This is a genomic window from Burkholderia sp. AU38729 (genome assembly GCF_020419725.1).
Lineage (GTDB): Bacteria > Pseudomonadota > Gammaproteobacteria > Burkholderiales > Burkholderiaceae > Burkholderia.
In genome coordinates, this window is sequence record NZ_JAIZQO010000001.1 from 440925 (window position 1) to 456655 (window position 15731).

Consider the following 15731-nt stretch of genomic DNA (forward strand, 5'->3'; position numbering starts at 1 on the left):
TCAGAGTTTATCGAACAAATTTTTGACGGCCTGCTTGCCCTGTTCGACGGCCTGGTTGACGCCCTGTCGAGCGGCGTCGGCCCCTTGTCCAAGGCGTTGCTGAAGTTGGTCCATGTCCTGTTTGATCGTCGACTTTACCTTGTCGGCCTGGGCCTTCAGCTGCTGGTTGCGCTGGTCGATGCGCTCTTTTTCCAAGCGCTGTTCTTCCTGCTTCTTGCGCTGTTCTTCCTGCTTTTTGAAATCCTGTTGCTGTTGATAGATTTCGCTGACAACCTGCTCCGGCGGCTTTTTGGGTACTAGGCGATCTGGCGGGAACGTCCCGTCCCCATAGTACTGACAAGTCGCCTCGACGATTGCGCGTGTTGTATGGTCAAACTGATTGTATCGATCGAGTGCCGCGCCTTTTGTGATGCTCGCGAAGGGTATGCGCCAGTCAGCGATTGAACGGAGCAGCTTGGCCAAAATTGGATCGTCGAGAACACGGCCCTGACCGACAGACACATCGAACGCGGTTGCGCAGCGATGATTGCGTCGACCACTCATCACGGCGGAGTGATAAGAGCTGTCGGGCTGCAGCTGATTCATCAGGCGTACTTTCGCCTCATTGGGTGTCTCGGTACGCAACACCTGTAGCTTGCCCCCATGCGGTGGGAAGACGGGCTGCACGCGCAAGACCCGACACTGATTGTCGAGAGCCTGGTTTGCATTCAGCATGCTTTCGACCTCGCGGCTGTCCGGTACCCGGCCGCCGATCGTGAAGGACGGCCAAGCGACTGTTTGCGCTACTTGCTGTAGCGCGCCGGCGCCGCTATTCGTGCTCACGGCGACCTCTGCCTCGAGTTGATCGAGCGCCTGCTTACCCGGTTCAGTTTCGCTTGCGCTGCCATCAAGCCGCGTTTTCTCAGTGCCAGGAATCACGTTGCCTTGTAGTTCCGGCGGAAATGGCGGCGGAAGTGCTTCGCCGTTAATGGTTCGGACGGTTCCGACCGGGATTTCAGCACGCTTCCAATGTGTTTCGACATACCCGGAGGTGCCATGGGCGCTCTCACCCTTTAGCCGCAATGTGAACGGGCCGGGTGCGTTGCCGACAAGAACCGGCTGCCCGTTGCGCAAACGGCGCGTAAAAATGCGCTGTCGAAAAGCGTTCGATAGCAAAGGAACCGACTCCGCTTTCGCTCCGCTGCGCGAGGCACGCACACTCATCGAATCAGGCAGGCCGGCCGCCCCCATTCCGTTGACCCCAGTCAATGCCACGGTGGCATCCTCAGGACAGAAGTAGAGGTAGACCTTGCCTCGATTGTCGCGCTCTGCGAACACGAGTGCCGCATTGCCGAGGACATCGTCGTTCGGTTTGCTGGCCAGGCGCACCGCCTTCGTCGGTGTCCATTTGGCTCCGGTGACACCGAAGTTGTCGCGCACCACCTTGCCCTGAGCGTCGACGGCACAAAGCGTATCTAGTGACGGTGCGCTGTGTTTGGCCTGCGCCACTAGCTGGGTCAGGTTGGCGAGGGTTTTGACTCGCGCGTAGGACGTCTGTTGCTCGTCGCCGCTCTGCGTCCAGCGCTCCATGGTTTCCTGTTCGAGCGAATAGGGCGAATCGATCAAAATCAGCGTATCGGCAGGTCGATCGCCTACGCCGCAGGAGTTTGGATCGAGCCCGTTTATCAGGAACGCCTGGGCGAGGAGGGAAATCAGGGTGCCTTGGCTGTGTGCAATGATGTTGACGGTTTCATCGGGATTGATGATTCGGATTTGCCGGATCAGAGCCGCGAGTCGAACGGCGGCCAACACCATGTAATGACGATCCGGGGCTTCGTAGAGCGGGTGAGTCGGATCGTTCTGTATCCCGTTCATGATGGCGGTGGTGCTTCCCCCGAGGAAGTGTGTGCCGAACATGTCAGGGATATCGGTTGTCGCATTGGCGAAAAAGCCACCATTCTTGGCGCGATGCACGTCGAGCCGGTTGCCGAATTTATCGACGTACTGACCATTGATGGTCTGCTTGGCCGGGTCCTGCGGTAGATCCTTGCCGCTTTCGCGTACGCCCCAATAGAAGGGGATGAGCGGACTGAGGGTGTCTTTGTCCTCCTGCCGCCGATAAAGCACGTCGTCGAGGTTTGCCATGAGGTCCTTGGCGGTAACCGGTTTTGCTTTCGGGTCGTCGTTGGCCATGCGGCCGTGCTTGTATTCGGCGGCCTTTAGATCGGGGCGGTTGAGCCGTTCATTCAGGCCCTCGCAGAGGCCGCCTTCGACCGTGCCGAAGTCGGTGCCGAGATCGTTGACACCATGAATGAGGATCGTGACACAAGGGAAGCGGCGGGGCACATTGACATCGAGGGCAGCGTCAGCGGGCCGGCCCGTCTGGGTGACGGCTTTTCGCTCAGCGACTACATTCGGCGACGAAGAGGTTGGCATGACGTGTTATTCCTGTGCGTCGAAGACCTGAATGTGAGCGATATGCATAGCGTCGCTGTCGGCCAGTTGGGTAAGCCCCTCGTGATCCGAGACACCCTGGATTACTTTGCCGCTGTTCAGGGTGATCTTATAGGGCCGATTAGGCACGGCGTGCACGGTGGAATCGCCATCGATGGCGGGATGACGCAAGCGGAATTTCTGGTCTGTGCCGGCCTGACTGAAGGTCGGCGGTGCGACGTGGTCTGTGGCAGGGTCAAGGAAATCGTGGCCACCAGTGTGCATAGTGAAAGCGTCGTTCGAGCCGCCCTGAATACCGCCGCCGATCTTCAAGTAGCTGCCGTCCTCAGCGACGAGTCGAAGTGACTTGCCGCTGATCACTACTTCCCCATCGGTCGCGGTGATCTGGATGCCGAGCTTCGCGACAGCCGTTAGGTTGTCTTGCTGGGCCTGCAGCGTAACGGGCCCCTCTCCGGCGATCGCGACAACGCCTTTTCCACGTCCGAACAAATGAATGCCCTGGCCGGCCATTGCGCTTAGCCGCTGACCGCTCACGAGCTGCATGTGCTGCTGTGCCACCTGGTCGACGTTCTCGCCAGCGTAGGTGACGTGGGTTTTGGGCGTCAGGTTGACCGAACCGCTTGGTGCGCCAATCGCCAGCAAGGCGGGCGCGTCTGATGATGTCGCGACATTGGAGCGAGGCGCGCCTTGGCGACTATCGCCCGCGGTCCAGTTTTTAAAAGCAGTGGAGACGGCTTGCTGACCGGCTGTGTCGGCACTTTGGCCACCATGCTGGCCGGCGTAGTCTCCGAGCGACTTGAACAGCTCCGAGCATTCGCCGAGCAGGGCGATAAGTTCGTCGCGGTCGAGCTGGTCGCCGCTCGCGCGCGTGCGTGCATAAGCAGTGAGCAGGATTCCGCGTGCCGCGCGCACGGCTGCGGCCGCGTCAGTGCGCAATTCTGCGCCTTCACCGCGCGCTTGCCCTTGGCCATTCTCGCGAGGGTGGGTCAGATCTCCGAGATTCAACTGAGTATGAGCGTGCTCACTTGCCAGCTGCGCGCTGATCTCATTCGGCGTGTCGTCGAGGCGGAGCTGGTTGTAGCGGTTCCCCTTTACCTCCTGGGTTTTGATGCCCGACACGTGGCGGTTGCCGGGCAATGTCCCCGTGTGGGTGAACGCAGCCGGCGGGTTCGCCCCATTAGGTACGACCCCCGTGACGATCAAGCGATCGGGGTCACCTCCGATATGATCGATGATGACTTCCATGCCGGCGCGCGGCAGGAAGGTGGCGCCGAATCCAGCTCCCGCGAGCAGGGTGGAGACGCGTATCGGCACGCTGTCGCCGGCGTCGCCGTTGGTGCCGACACCATCGGCATGCGCGTGATCTGCCGGATTGAGGCCCTGGAACTGGACATACACGCGGCCATCCTTGTCACAGACCACGTCTTCGCCATCGTGCGTGACGATGACGCCGGTGATCGGATGAACGTGCGGCAGATCGATCGCGGGATCGTACGCTGGGGTGAGCGGCACGCCGCGGCGCACGGCGGTGAAGGTGTTTTCGTAGCGAGTATCGTGGCCGTCAGCTGCCTCTATCGACGGGGCCTGCTGAGACAGATGGCGACTGGCGGCAAACAAGGCTTGGACGCGCTCGCTCAGCCCCTTGGGTAGATTGTTCCAGATATCGTGCTGAATCGAGGTAACGACGAACTGGCGCTGATCGACGGGTAGCATGTCGAGTTCCAGGTCGCCCGTGACCGTGATATATGCCCCGACGGCGAGGTCGCGCACGCTGCTGACGCCGTCGACGCGTTCGGCGGCGAATCGATGGGCGTGGATGCGAGCCTGGGTGAGCCGGTCGAGGTCAGCCCAAGAGTCGCCCGCGTGGGGAATGTCGATGATCACATCGGCGAGCAACTTGGCGAGGTCGTTGCCTGCCTCGCCTTGGTCGAGATTCAGGGTTGCGCCCGATTCGTCGATGCGGGTCGTCTTGTAGTCCCAAGACAGCCGGCTGGCTTCGCCGGCGACAAGCTGCTGGTGCTGGGCAAACAAGGTGATGGTGTCGCGTTCCTCAGTACCTGCATCGCGCGGATGCAGGCGTACGGTGCCCGCCGTTGCTTCGGGCAGGTGCATTGGATCGTCGCAGAAAACTAGCGTATGGACAGGGGGCTCGTTGGGCGTGCCGTGTGCGCCCTTGATCGGACCGGATCGAGCGAACACGGTGATACCTTCGCGGCGTAGCAAGCGGCGCACAAACTTCGCATCCGATTCGTTGACTTGGCGGGTCAATTCGCGTGCCGGGTAGCTGCTGCGATTGAGGCTGGACAGATCGAACTCGAACGCACGGGCGAGCGCGGGACTGCGCTGTCGCCATTCATTGAGCATGATGGCGAGCACGTCGACGACGCTTGTTTTGCGGAAGAGGCGTGAATTGGTGCGCCGGTCCATGAGCGACAAGGCATCGCATATCGTGAGCTGGTACACGCACAGATCACCGTCGCTTTGGCCCGTCTGAACATCGCGAATGATCGCGTTGATGCAGTGCTGGTGTCCGCGGTCGGTGGCGACCTGGACGGAGACGGGCATGCCGATGAATAGTTTAGGGGCGAGGTGGTGACGGGGCGAGGCGCACGTGAGCGCTCCGTGAATGCCCGTCATCAGCCCTTCATGGATGCGCCCATGCTGGAGCGCGAGCAAATGGCCCAGCGCACCTTGTGCCTGACCAAAATTCAGGCTGACCGGGCGCTTATTCCAGTCGACCGCCCCGGTCGCGAAATTGTTGAAAGTGTCTCGAATGCCCACGGAAAGCCCCTTCCGGTGTTATTTACATCCTGTAAGTCCGTCCCGGCCTGGGCGGATTCTCTCAGTTTGTTAATTTGACCGTGTCACGCGGCACGAAATGCCATTGGCCCGATTCCGGGTCAAACAGAGCCACTTGTTCACCGCGATCAACGGGGACCACTATCGATTCAATCGCTTCGAGCGCCGTGACGCTCCGCTGCAACGCCGGCTCCGCTGCGGCCGGTTCAGCGAACCACTGATGCACAATTTGTAGCGTATCGCACCAGGCAAATAGTCCGGCGCGTTCATGCAATTGATTCAACGCTGCCCAAGTCCCGCTGTCGATCGCCATCTTCTCCAAGCATCTAGGCCTCATTCGCCATTGCGGTGCCTGGACGCGAACTACACGGATTAATTGGCCGTCGGCTTGCGCCACCAACCGTTGGTCGTGCGTAAGCCCCCCCAAATGCACAGCGAACGGCCGTTGCCGGAACCGACTCGAATAAAATTCAACGGCAAAAGACTTGAACGCGCTACGGCTTCGACCGCATTAAGGTCTTTCCGCCGCAAGAAGAGCATTTCCAACAACGCGTCAAACGGCGAAAGGAAACAGCGGACCGCAGGACCGTATCGGGAAAAATCAGCGGCGACCGACGTTACGTGCAGCCGCGTTGGCGACGTCATGACGAATACGGGCCGTTCGCGATACTGCACTGGTACGTCTTCGAACGGGTAGTCCGCGGAGATCATTTATCCATCGCGCAATTCGTGCATCACATCATATGACGATTCGGTGTCGTCATTCTAGGCCGGGAACTCCAGACAGAACGTCAAGCTTTGTTACGTCAATTGTCGAGATTCACTCTACTTCGAAATTCCCTCGCTCAACGTTGACCTCTGAAGTTACTTCAAGGTTGTGGTCGAAGCCGGTCCGCCAGCTTTAGGGTTGCTCCGTGGCTCGGTTGGGCTATGTGCGGCCAGTCGACAGCGAGGTGAGGATTGTCCACAACGTCCGTCCAGTGTTGGATCATTCGCGACAGGACGTCTAAAGAACGTCGTTTCCAGGGCGATAACCGACATATCGCCGTAATCAATTCCCTATCTACGATGCCGTCAACCTTAATGATCCATCCGACAATGCCGGAGCAGCGCGTGAAGCTCGGTTTCAACTGGTCTGCCCTGATATTCGGCACAATCTGGGCATACTCCGAAGGATTAGTTGTTCAAGGAGGGCGGATGGCCGCTGTCGATGCCGTCTCCGGTCTCCTCTGTTCCTTCGGCCGTCCGGCCCCTTTGATTGCGGCTTTAATACTCTTCGTGGCGAAGAACATCTATAGCGCTCGCTATGGGAGCGCCTGGATATGTCGGCGATTGCTGAATCAAGGCTACCGAGCGCTCGAATAATCATACATTCGACGTGCGGCGACGAGCTCTGATTTTGAAGCTCCGTCCAGGGTGGTCGTAATTGTCCCCTTTGGGTCGATTGCTGCCAAATGACGTGCCGATATTCACCTGCCGCCGTTGCGCCAGGTGGCGCTCGCCTGACCCCGCCGCCTCAAAAAATCGACCTTCCCGAATAAGTCGTCAACCATTCCAGCGCCAACGTGCCGGCCAACGAGTTCCCGTTCGCATCGAGCCCCGGCGCCCACACGCATACGGCCATCTCGCCCGGTAGCACCGCGACGATCCCGCCGCCGACGCCACTTTTCGCGGGCAGCCCGACGCGATACACGAAATCTCCCGCCGCATCGTAGGTGCCACAAGTCAGCATCAGCGCCGACAGCCGCTTCGCGGAACTCGAATCGACGATCCGCTCGCCGGTGACCGGCGCGACACCGCCGTTCGCGAGGAACAGTGCCGCGCGCGCGAGCTCGACGCAGTTCATCGTGATCGCGCACTGGCGGCAATACGCGTCGATCACCGTGTCGGGCGGCATCTGCATGTTGCCGAAGCTCGCCATGAAGTGCGCCATCGCGCGGTTGCGCTCCGCGTGCTGCAGTTCCGATTGCGCGACGCGCGAATCGTAGTCGATGTCGTTCGCGCCGATCAGCCGCCGCACGAATTCGACGAGCGCCGTCTCGGCCTTCACGAAGCGGCGGCACAGCACGTCGGTGACGACCAGTGCCCCGGCGTTGATGAACGGATTGCGCGGCTTGCCGCGCTCGCTCTCGAGCTGGACCAGCGAATTGAACGCGTTGCCGGACGGCTCGCGGCCGACCCGTTCCCACAGTTCGTCGCCGAGCAGCTGGAACGCGAGCGTGCACGCGAACAGCTTCGAGATGCTCTGGATCGAGAAGCGCTCGTACGCATCGCCGACCGTGCAAACGTTTCCGTCCAGCGTCACGACGGCCATCCCGAACTTGTCGGCGGGCACTTTCGCGAGTTCGGGGATGTAGTCGGCAACCCGGCCCTGGCCAATCCAGGGGGCGAGTTCGGTGTGGATGCGTTCGAGGATCGTCTGGTAATTCATCAAGTCAGGCGGGTAGGTGAGTGGCCGGATTCCGGCGAGCCCGTATGGAACCGTCCCGGCGCCGATTCGTCAAGCTCGGACGATATCGAGCCCTTATTTTCAAGACCTCTGAACAGGCAATCGGCCGCCGCAGTATCATGCGGTACGTTTCGGCCAATGGCCGGCGTCCGGCACCCCGCCGGCGCCGCCGCCGCGGCTTCCCCGATGACCCGACCGCTGCCCATGTCTTTTCGCATCCTGCTCGTCGAAGACGACACCCGCCTGTCCACGCTGATCGCCGGCTACCTGCGCAAGAACGACTATGAAGTCGACACTGTGCTGCATGGTGACGCCGCGGTGCCGGCGATCCTGTCCATTCGTCCCGATCTCGTCATTCTCGACGTGAACCTGCCGGGCAAGGACGGCTTCGAAATCTGCCGCGAGGCACGCAAGCAGTACGACGGCGTGATCATCATGGTGACGGCGCGCGACGAGCCATTCGACGAACTGCTCGGCCTCGAGTTCGGCGCGGACGACTACGTGCACAAGCCGGTCGAGCCGCGCATCCTGCTCGCGCGGATCAAGGCCCAGCTGCGCCGCGCGCCCGCGCGCGTGACCGAGAGCACCGCGCCGCAGCCCGAGCGCTACGCGTTCGGCAAGTTCTCGATCGACCGCACCGACCGCTCCGTCGTGCTGCCCGACGGCAGCACGCCCGACCTGACGTCGGCCGAATTCGACCTGCTGTGGGCGCTCGTCTGCCATGCGGGCGAAGTCGTCAGCCGCGACGACCTGATGCTGCAGTTGCGCGGCGTCGAATTCGACGGCCTCGACCGCACGATCGACGGGCGCATCTCGAAGCTGCGCCGCAAGCTGCGCGACGACGCGAGCAACCCGCAGCGGATCAAGACGATCCGCAGCAAGGGCTATCAATTCAGCAAGCACGCGTGGGAATGACGCGGCGGTCGCACGACGCCGTCACGTTCCGCGCGGGCACTCCACCCGCCGGCCGGGAGCCGAGATGATCCGACGAACCCGTTCGCACCCCGATGCACCGCCGCTGCCGACGCTGCGCTACGTCAAGTGGCGCTGGTTGCATTTCCGCCGCGCGTGGACCGACACGCGCGCCGACCGCATCCCGAGCTGGTCGCGCCTTTACGTGCGCACGTACCTGCATCTGCTCGGCCTCGTGCTGCTGACCGCGCTCGTGCCGGCGCTCGCGCTGTGCGTCGAATTGTCGCCGCAGGTCGTGTGGCATGCGTTCGACTCGCTGCCCGGCGATATCTGGATCGTGCTCGTCTTCGTGTTTGCCGCACCCGCGCTCGCGGCGTATCGATGGATGCGGCCCGTGTGGTCGGATCTCGTGATGGTGCGCGAGCGCGCGATCGACTTCACGGGCGGACGCTTCAACACGCGTGCGCGCGAATCGCACAGCGTGATCATCGGCCCGCTCGCGCGGACGCTGAATGCGCTCGCGATGCGCATGGAACGGCTGATCGCCGCGCAGCGCGATCTGACGAACGGGATCTCGCACGAGCTGCGCACGCCGCTCGCGCGCGTGCGGTTCGCGCTCGAAATGCTGCGCGAACCGGGTTCCGCGGCCGAATACCAGGGCGCGCTCGAGAGCATCGCGCAGGACGTGACCGAGCTCGAAGAGCTGATCGACATGAGCCTCACGTATGCGCGGCTCGAATACAGCTCGCTGCAGTCGAATCTCGAGATGACGGCCCCCGTCGCGTGGTTCGAGCATCAGGTCAGCGATGCGCAGCTGCTGTATCCGGAGCGCGCGATCGAGTCGCGCATCGCGATCGCATCGGACCTGCGCGTGAAGATGGACCGGCGGCTGATGTCGTATGCGATGCGCAACCTGTTGCGCAACGCGAGCAAGTACGCGAAATCGCGGATCGTCGTCGGGATCTCGCTCGTGCACGGCAACATCGGGATCTTCGTCGAGGACGACGGCCCCGGCGTGCCGGAGAGCGAACGCGAGCGAATCTTCGACGCATTCGTGCGCCTCGACCGCCGCACCGGCGGCTATGGCCTCGGCCTGTCGATCACGCGACAGGTGCTCCATGCGCACAACGGCCGGATCGCGGTCGTCGATCCCGTCGAGCTTGGCGGCGCGCGCTTCGAGATCAGCTGGCCGGTCTAGCGATACACCGCGCGGGCGCCGAGCCCGACAGCAACAACGGCACGACAGCACGACACCACGACAGCACACAGCGGCGCGCGCCGGACTCGCGCGCGTCGCCGGCCGTTCCCGCCGTACCTTCCCCGTCTCGATGCCTCCCCACACCGCCATCGCGTGGCGATTCGTTTGCCACGCGTACGCGCTTTGCTTTACGATTGCAATTGCAACTATATCGGCGGGCCGATCCCTGACAGCGCAGGCGGTCGGCCCGCGACGCAGCAATGAAGCCGGGGCCGCCACGATGGCCGCTCCCTTGTTCATGCATTCCTGTCCGGGTCACCCATCATGCGGCTGTTGAATATCGTGTCTTCTCCCCGCGGCGCCAGGTCGGCTTCGATCGCGGTCGCCAATGCCTTTGTCGATGCGTACCGTGAGACGGGCGCCACGATCGACGTCGATACGCTGAATGTCTGGGAGGAGGACTTGCCGGACTTCGACAGCGAGGCGATCGGCGCCAAGTACAAGGGCGTCGCGAACGCGCCGATGGATGACGCGGAGCAGTTGATCTGGCGGCGCATCCAGTCGCTCGTGAAGCGTTTTCAGGCGGCGGACCGGATCGTCGTCGGCGTGCCGATGTGGAATTTCGGCTATCCGTACAAGCTCAAGCAGCTGATCGATCTCGTCAGCCAGCGGAACATGCTGTTTACGTTCGATGGCACGGCGTACGCGCCGTTGCTGGAGATTCCGCGCGCGCTGGTGATCCATGTTCGCGGGCAAAGCCGGGAACCCGGTGCGGGCGCCGACAATCCCGGTTTCCGGCATCAGGCCGACTACATCGAATTCTGGTTGAGGTTCATCGGCGTGAGCGAGGTCAGGAGCCTGACCGTCGAACACACGTGGGGCGCGCGGGCCAGCGACAGCATCGAACGGGCGCGAGCCCGCGCGGTCGCGATGGCCGCGGCATTCTGACCCGGGCCGGGCGGCGCGATGGAGACGCGGATGCCGCCGAAGCGGCATCCGCGCACGGCTCAGTACGTGCGGCCGAGCTGCAGGTAGAAGTTGCGGCGGCCGCCGGGCGCGAGCGCGACGCCGATGTACACGGGCCCGAACGCGGTCGACAGGCTCGTGAAGAACGTATAGCTCTGCTTGAGCGCGCCGCCGCCGACCTTCTGGCCACTCGACCAGACGTTGCCGACTTCCGCGCTGGCGCCCACCGACAGCGCCTTGACCGGCGACGCGTTGAACGTCATCAACTGGTTCATGTAGGTCACCTGCGCATACGCGAGCTCGTTGCCGTTCAACTGGTCGGCCGCATACGCGGACAGATGCTGGAAGCCGCCGAGCGTGAAATTGAATGCGTTGATCAGGTTGGTGCCGCCGATGCTCTTGCCGCCTTCGATCGTCGCGCTGACGCTGTGCCGGCCGAACTGCTGCGCGACCATCGCCTTGCCGTAGATCTCGGTGTAGGGCGCGGTGTTGATGCTGTCGTCGAAGTCCGACGCCGAGCCCCCGTTGCGCGACACCAGCGAGCGTTCGACGCGCAGCTCGGTGAAATAGCCCTTGCGCGGGAACAGCGGATCGTCGAGCTGGTCGATCACGAGCCGTGCGCGCGCGGTCAGCGCCTGCGACGTGAAGCTGGGCCACAGCAGCGTCTGGCCGTTGCCGTCGTCGAACGGCACGTTGTAGGTCGGCGAGCCGTGCCCGGTCACGTAACCGAGGCCGATCCGGAAATCGCCGAGTCGCCCGATCGGCAGCCCGAAATCGAGGCCGGCACGTGCGGTCTGCATCAGGTACTGCGTGATCTTCACGTCGCCGGTGTCGTCGTACAGGTTCGCGTAGCGGCGCTGGTATTCCGCGTACGGCGACAGATAGACGCCGTAGGCCATCGACAGCGGCTGGCGGAACTCGATGCGCGCCGATTGCAGGTCGCTGCCGATCGTCGTGTCCGCGCGGAATTCGAGCCCGGATTCGGTGAGCCACGGCCGCCGGTAGCCGACGTGCAGGCGGAAGCCGCCCTCGTCGGTCGAACTGCTCGACATGCCGAGCCCGAACAGCAGGAAGTTCGGCCCCCAGTATTTCTCGCGCGCGTCGATCTCGAGCACGTTTTCGTTGCCGTGGCTCACGATCTGCTGCGTGACGCTCTCGAAGTTGCCGCCCGTCGTGAGCCCGAGCAGATCCTGGCTGACGGTGTCCGGATCGTAGGTGTCGCCGGGTTTCACGTGCAGCGCGTTGCTGACGACCTGCTTCGGCACGCCGCCGGAGGTCTTGATGTCGATGCGCGTGATCCGGATCGGCGGCGGCAGCGGCTGCGCGTGCGCGGACTTGTAGGCCGCGTACTGTTCCGGCGTGAGCGCGAAGCGCTTCAGCTTAGGCAGCGCCGCGGTCGCGGCGGCAGCGCCTGCGGCGATCGCCTGCTTCGCGTTCTGGAAATCGGTGAACGCGAGCGAGCCGAGGTCCGGCGTGAGCAGCACGTCCTGCGCGTCGAGCTGCTTGCGCTGCGCGGTCACGTTCTGGCGGATCAGGATGCCGACCATCTGCTGCATCACGTCGGCCGGCGACGCGAGCGCGTCGAGCGGACGCAGTTGCGAGCCGATGTCGACCGCGATCACGACGTTCGCGCCCATCTGCCGCGCGGTGTCGACGGGCAGGTTGCTGACGAGCCCGCCGTCCACGAGCGCGCGCCCGTTGATCTCGGCCGGCGCGAACAGGCCCGGCATCGCCATGCTCGCGCGGATCGCGAGCGGCAGCGAGCCGTGGTCGAGCACCACCATCTGGCCCGTCTGCAGGTCGGTCGCAACTGCACGGTACGGGATCGGCAGGCGGTCGAACGGCTGGTTGGTCGGCACGGCGGCCGTCCAGTTCGCGAGCAGCGCCTGCAGCCGGTTGCCCTGCACGAGGCCGACCGGCACCTTCACGCCTTTCTTGCCGAAGCCGAGCGTCAGCCCGTTGATGTACAGGCGCTCGTCCTCCCGGCTGGTTTGCGGCAGGTCCGCGCGCTCCGTCACGTCGAACGCGATGTCCGCGAGGTTGACCTCCGACAGCCGCTTCTGCATCTCGCCGGCGGCCATGCCGCTCGCGTACAGGCCGCCGACCACGGCGCCCATGCTGGTGCCCGCGATGCAGTCGATCGGGATGCGGTTGTCTTCCAGTACCTTCAGGACCCCGAGGTGCGCGTAGCCGCGGGCGCCGCCGCCGGACAGCACGAGGCCGATCGACGGGCGGCCGGCCGGGCCGCCGTCGGCTTCGCAGGTGTGCCCGGATGCGGCGGGCGTGGCAGCCGGCGTGCTGACGGCAGCGACCGGGGCGGCGATCGGGGCGGTGGTGACCGCGGCGGCGGAGTCGGCGACCGGCAGCGGTTGCGCGGCGACCGTGCAGCACCAGAGGGCGACGAGCGTCGTGCAAAGCGGGCGCACCCGCGCCCAGCGGAAGGAAACGGTCGCTGTCATGGAGGAAATACCTGGCGTGATCGGGCGTCTGAGGCCTGCCGGGAGCAGGCAAGACCGAGAGATTACCGTGTTTTACAGGCGCAATGCGAGAGGCTGTTGCGTAGCCGGAGGTGTCCCGGCCGGCACTTTTGACAATTGTTTCGCGAAAAAATCATCGGAATTGCCTAAAGTATCGGAACGATTTGCCGCTAAGTTCGTGATGGGGCGGCATGGACGCGCCGCGAAATGCAGCGCGGCTGCCCGGGTCCGTTCGATTACAAAGGTTTGATATGTCGACACCGCTGTTCGGAAAGTTGTTTGCGCAACCCGTTGCGATCGACCCTGGAACGGCGAGTACGCGGATTTATACGCACGAACGCGGCGTGGTGCTGAACCAGCCGTCGGTCGTCTGCTTCCGCAAGGCCGGTGCCGGTGCGACCGACGCCCGGCCGACGCTCGAGGCCGTCGGCGAGCTCGCGAAGGCGCTGCTCGGCCGCGCACCGGGGCATCTCGAAGCCGTGCGGCCGATGCGGCACGGCGTGATCGCCGACGCGCACGCGGCCGAGCAGATGATCCGCAGCTTCATCGACATGTCGCGCACGCGTTCGCGCTTCGGCCGCCGCGTCGAAGTCACGTTGTGCGTGCCGTCCGACGCGACGGCCGTCGAGCGCCGCGCGCTCCGTGAGGCCGCCTTTGCCGCGGGTGTATCGGAGGTCGAACTGATCGAGGAATCGCTGGCGGCCGGGCTCGGCGCGGGCCTGCCGGTGACCGAGCCGGTCGGCTCGATGGTCGTCGATATCGGCGGCGGGACGACCGAAGTCGCGGTGATCGCGCTCGGCGGCATCGTCTACCGCGAGGCGATTCGCGTGGGCGGTAACCAGTTCGACGAGGCGATCGTCAACCATGTGCGCAACCTGTATGGCGTGCTGCTCGGCGAACAGACGGCCGAACACGTGAAGCAGACGATCGGTTCGGCCACCAGCGCGGTGCCGCGCCGGTCGACGCGCGCGGTCGGTCGGGGTGTCGGCGACGGGCTGCCGCGCTCGATCGAACTGTCCAACCACGACGTGGCGGACGCGCTGGCCGCGCCGCTCAAGCAGGTGATCGGCGCGGTGAAGTCGGTGCTGGAGAACGCGCCGGCCGAGCTCGTGACCGACATCGCGAATCGCGGCGTGGTGCTGACGGGCGGCGGCGCGCTGCTCGCGGATATCGAACGCCTGCTGTTCGACGAGACGGGGCTCGTCGCCCGGATCGCCGACGAGCCGGCCACCTGCGCGGTGCGCGGCGCGGGCGAGGCGATGGGGCGGCTCACGATGTGCCAGGTCGACTGATCCGGGTCGTGCCGGCCGGGAGTCGCCGAGCGGCGCGCGCATGTGCATCCATTCGATCTCCGTAATGCGTACCCGCGTCGCCGGGTAGGTGTCTCCGGTCGACTTTCAGGAAGGCCGTCCGCCGTCCGGCATCGGTCCGTCGCGTGGACACCCGAACGCGCACCGTGCTAGCGTGACGCGCCCGTCCGGGGCGGGGCAAGCCGCTACGCCCGACGACCTGAGAGACCGAAAACCTTGAAAAACCACACCAAACGGGGCGTGTTTGCCCGCCTGGGCCGCCTGCTGGCCGTCGTCGCGTGCCTCTGGATCGTCGCGGCCGTTGCGCTCGTCGCGTCCGGGATGCGAATGCCGAGCGAGCGGGCCGACGTCGCCGTGATCTTCGGCAACGCGCTCGACGAGGCCGGCGCGCCGAAGCCCGTGCTCGCCGCCCGGCTCGACGTGGGTGTGCGCTGCTACCGCACGGGGCAGTGCCCGGCGTTCCTCGTCAGCGGCGCGATCGACGGCCCGGGGCTGAACGAGGCGACCGCGATGCGCGACTATCTCGTGGCGCGCGGCGTGCCGGCCGACCGGATCGCGGTCGACGACCAGGGCGACAACACGCTCGCGACCGCGCAGCACACGCTCGCCTATCTGCAGGCGCATCGCGTGTCGCGCGTGGTGATCGTCAGCCAGTATTACCACCTCGCGCGGGCGCGCCTCGCGTTCGAGCGCGTCGGCATCGCGCGGGCGGACATCTCCGCTGCGTATCCGCGCCGTTTCCAGTTGCGCGACGTCTACTCGAGCTGGCGGGAAGTGCCGGCCTACGCGGTGTATGCGGTGCGGCTGTGGGTGAACCCCGATGCGCGACCGGTTTCGTTTCGGCCGATGCTTTATCTGATGAGCCTGTTCGCGTAACGGGGGATGGTGTTCGACCGATACGCGACGGAAATCGAAAGGATCGGTTAAATGCCGGATCTGCTTTCTTTTGTCGGATGCGTGACGACGTGGGGATTATCTCGTGTCGATATCTTTCGGGCTCGCGGATATTGCACTGCAATAAAGCATTGTGATAATCACGCCGGTATCGGTATTTTCACCGATGCGGCGGTTCCGGTATTTTTTGATGAATATCAAATCAGCTGGCAAGCGGCATCCAGAATTGCCTGTCTGAAGCGCTCCGATAAGTAAAAAATACGCGTTCGCCGCACCCCGATATGCAAAGGTAA

At 64.0% G+C, this 15731-nt stretch carries 12 protein-coding genes; 6 read left to right on the forward strand and 6 right to left on the reverse strand.

What is annotated here, in order from left to right; translation table 11 throughout:
- The 5 genes from LGM56_RS01910 to LGM56_RS01930 form a co-directional block, all read right to left on the reverse strand.
- Window positions 1-2415 (reverse strand): DUF3274 domain-containing protein, encoded by a 2415-nt coding sequence (locus LGM56_RS01910; RefSeq protein ID WP_226202458.1) that lies wholly within the window; start codon window positions 2413-2415, stop codon window positions 1-3.
- Between the two features lie 6 nt (window positions 2416-2421).
- The gene (locus LGM56_RS01915; RefSeq protein ID WP_226202461.1) at window positions 2422-5214 is read right to left on the reverse strand and encodes a type VI secretion system Vgr family protein; all 2793 of its coding nucleotides are present in this window, start codon (window positions 5212-5214) and stop codon (window positions 2422-2424) included.
- A gap of 61 nt (window positions 5215-5275) precedes the next feature.
- On the reverse strand, window positions 5276-5545 hold the full coding sequence (locus tag LGM56_RS01920) for a hypothetical protein (RefSeq protein WP_226202463.1): 270 nt from the start codon (window positions 5543-5545) through the stop codon (window positions 5276-5278).
- Window positions 5546-5604: 59 nt separating this feature from the next.
- The gene (locus tag LGM56_RS01925; protein ID WP_226202465.1) at window positions 5605-5943 is read right to left on the reverse strand and encodes a hypothetical protein; all 339 of its coding nucleotides are present in this window, start codon (window positions 5941-5943) and stop codon (window positions 5605-5607) included.
- 805 nt (window positions 5944-6748) lie between these two features.
- Window positions 6749-7663: a glutaminase gene (locus LGM56_RS01930; RefSeq protein WP_011354359.1), complete on the reverse strand. Its 915-nt coding sequence runs from the start codon at window positions 7661-7663 to the stop codon at window positions 6749-6751.
- A gap of 222 nt (window positions 7664-7885) precedes the next feature.
- Between LGM56_RS01930 and LGM56_RS01935 the strand changes: the two genes are divergently transcribed.
- The 3 genes from LGM56_RS01935 to LGM56_RS01945 all read left to right on the forward strand — a co-directional run bounded on the left by LGM56_RS01935 (window position 7886) and on the right by LGM56_RS01945 (window position 10739).
- Window positions 7886-8596 (forward strand): response regulator, encoded by a 711-nt coding sequence (locus LGM56_RS01935; RefSeq protein WP_039366515.1) that lies wholly within the window; start codon window positions 7886-7888, stop codon window positions 8594-8596.
- A 64-nt stretch (window positions 8597-8660) separates the two neighbouring features.
- Window positions 8661-9791 (forward strand): ATP-binding protein, encoded by a 1131-nt coding sequence (locus tag LGM56_RS01940; RefSeq protein WP_046548399.1) that lies wholly within the window; start codon window positions 8661-8663, stop codon window positions 9789-9791.
- A 324-nt stretch (window positions 9792-10115) separates the two neighbouring features.
- A complete protein-coding gene (locus LGM56_RS01945) occupies window positions 10116-10739 on the forward strand; it encodes an FMN-dependent NADH-azoreductase (RefSeq protein WP_226202467.1) in 624 nt (207 codons plus the stop codon).
- Between the two features lie 59 nt (window positions 10740-10798).
- On the opposite strand, the gene LGM56_RS01950 is transcribed toward LGM56_RS01945, so the two are convergent.
- Window positions 10799-13216: a patatin-like phospholipase family protein gene (locus LGM56_RS01950; RefSeq protein ID WP_226202469.1), complete on the reverse strand. Its 2418-nt coding sequence runs from the start codon at window positions 13214-13216 to the stop codon at window positions 10799-10801.
- A gap of 269 nt (window positions 13217-13485) precedes the next feature.
- On the opposite strand from LGM56_RS01950, the gene LGM56_RS01955 reads away from it, so the two are divergent.
- The 3 genes from LGM56_RS01955 to LGM56_RS01965 all read left to right on the forward strand — a co-directional run bounded on the left by LGM56_RS01955 (window position 13486) and on the right by LGM56_RS01965 (window position 15693).
- The gene (locus LGM56_RS01955; RefSeq protein WP_089496454.1) at window positions 13486-14526 is read left to right on the forward strand and encodes a rod shape-determining protein; all 1041 of its coding nucleotides are present in this window, start codon (window positions 13486-13488) and stop codon (window positions 14524-14526) included.
- 234 nt (window positions 14527-14760) lie between these two features.
- The gene (locus LGM56_RS01960) at window positions 14761-15420 is read left to right on the forward strand and encodes a YdcF family protein (protein ID WP_089496455.1); all 660 of its coding nucleotides are present in this window, start codon (window positions 14761-14763) and stop codon (window positions 15418-15420) included.
- Between the two features lie 51 nt (window positions 15421-15471).
- The gene (locus LGM56_RS01965) at window positions 15472-15693 is read left to right on the forward strand and encodes a hypothetical protein (RefSeq protein ID WP_144023086.1); all 222 of its coding nucleotides are present in this window, start codon (window positions 15472-15474) and stop codon (window positions 15691-15693) included.
- Window positions 15694-15731 lie beyond the last annotated feature (38 nt).

Coding starts and splice junctions, on each gene's coding strand:
- LGM56_RS01940 (WP_046548399.1), top strand. CDS start 8,661: ATGATCCGACGAACCCGTTCGCACCCCGATGCACCGCCGCTGCCGACG.
- LGM56_RS01935 (WP_039366515.1), top strand. CDS start 7,886: ATGTCTTTTCGCATCCTGCTCGTCGAAGACGACACCCGCCTGTCCACG.
- LGM56_RS01965 (WP_144023086.1), top strand. CDS start 15,472: ATGCCGGATCTGCTTTCTTTTGTCGGATGCGTGACGACGTGGGGATTA.
- LGM56_RS01930 (WP_011354359.1), bottom strand. CDS start 7,663: ATGAATTACCAGACGATCCTCGAACGCATCCACACCGAACTCGCCCCC.
- LGM56_RS01955 (WP_089496454.1), top strand. CDS start 13,486: ATGTCGACACCGCTGTTCGGAAAGTTGTTTGCGCAACCCGTTGCGATC.
- LGM56_RS01910 (WP_226202458.1), bottom strand. CDS start 2,415: ATGCCAACCTCTTCGTCGCCGAATGTAGTCGCTGAGCGAAAAGCCGTC.
- LGM56_RS01925 (WP_226202465.1), bottom strand. CDS start 5,943: ATGATCTCCGCGGACTACCCGTTCGAAGACGTACCAGTGCAGTATCGC.
- LGM56_RS01950 (WP_226202469.1), bottom strand. CDS start 13,216: ATGACAGCGACCGTTTCCTTCCGCTGGGCGCGGGTGCGCCCGCTTTGC.
- LGM56_RS01945 (WP_226202467.1), top strand. CDS start 10,116: ATGCGGCTGTTGAATATCGTGTCTTCTCCCCGCGGCGCCAGGTCGGCT.
- LGM56_RS01920 (WP_226202463.1), bottom strand. CDS start 5,545: ATGGCGATCGACAGCGGGACTTGGGCAGCGTTGAATCAATTGCATGAA.